The 1,106-nt window shown below is 66.1% G+C and carries 1 protein-coding gene; it reads right to left on the bottom strand.

The genetic code is table 11. The annotated features are described in order from the left end of the window. Positions 1-109: 109 nt before the first annotated feature. Entirely contained in the window at positions 110-850 is a 741-nt protein-coding gene (locus P0D89_RS53260; protein WP_408371307.1) for a 3-ketoacyl-ACP reductase, read from the bottom strand. Between the last annotated feature and the right edge of the window lie 256 nt (positions 851-1,106).

Raw genomic sequence — 1,106 nt, 5'->3', positions numbered from 1 at the left:
CACACCGCGGGGCGGGCGGGGGCCCCCCCCCCGCCCCCCCCCCCCCCCCCCCACGCCGCCGAACCATCTGAGCCGAAGCACGCCGCCTTGTGAGCGGCACGCTGTTGACTCAGCCCATATGTAAGCCGCCGTTCAGCGAAAAATCAGCGCCCGTGGAGAAACCCGATTCGTCCGACGCGAGCCACGCGACGATCGAGCCGATTTCGTCCGGCCGACCCAGGCGGCGCACCGGAATCGTCGCCACGATCTTTTCCATCACGTCCGGACGGATTGCCTTGACCATGTCGGTGCCGATGTAGCCCGGCGACACGGTGTTCACCGTCACGCCCTTGGTCGCCACTTCCTGCGCGAGCGCCATCGTGAAGCCGTGAATGCCGGCCTTCGCGGTCGAGTAGTTGGTCTGGCCGAACTGGCCCTTCTGCCCGTTCACCGACGAAATGTTGATCACGCGGCCCCAGCCACGCTCGACCATGCCGTCGATCACCTGCTTGGTGACGTTGAACAGGCTGGTCAGGTTGGTGTCGATCACCGCTGTCCAGTCTTCGTGCGTCATCTTGCGGAACACGACGTCGCGCGTGATGCCGGCATTGTTCACCAGCACGTCGATCTCGCCCACTTCGGACTTCACCTTCTCGAACGCGGTCTTGGTCGATTCCCAATCGCCGACATTGCCTTCGGAGGCGATGAAATCGAAGCCCAGCGACTTCTGCTCTTCGAGCCACTTTACGCGGCGCGGCGAGTTCGGGCCACAGCCCGCGACCACCTTGAAGCCCTCTTTATGCAGCCGCTGGCAAATGCTCGTGCCGATGCCACCCATGCCGCCCGTTACGTACGCAATTCGCTGTGTCATAAACCACACTCCGTTATCGTTTTCGAGGCGCCGCCCGGCCACCTCTTCCTCGCCTGATGCTTCCTCGTCGCTGCCGCTGGGCGACCGGCCAGCGAGGCCGCTGCTGACACCGCGCGCCGCCTGGCGTCGACCCGGCGCGCGGCAACCTGCCCGATGCCGGTTCTCCGATGCCTCGCGGCGCCGGATCAGCGCGGCGTGCTCAAGCGCGCTCGAGCGCCAGCGCGACACCCATGCCGCCGCCGATACACAGCGACGC

The sequence above is a fragment of the Paraburkholderia sp. RL18-085-BIA-A genome (genome assembly GCF_046027075.1).
Classification (GTDB): Bacteria; Pseudomonadota; Gammaproteobacteria; order Burkholderiales; family Burkholderiaceae; genus Paraburkholderia.
This window is presented reverse-complemented; position numbering and strand designations above follow the sequence as displayed.

Bases quoted from the DNA above. Each gene is read 5' to 3' on its own strand.
- P0D89_RS53260 (WP_408371307.1), bottom strand. From the start codon at position 850: ATGACACAGCGAATTGCGTACGTAACGGGCGGCATGGGTGGCATCGGC.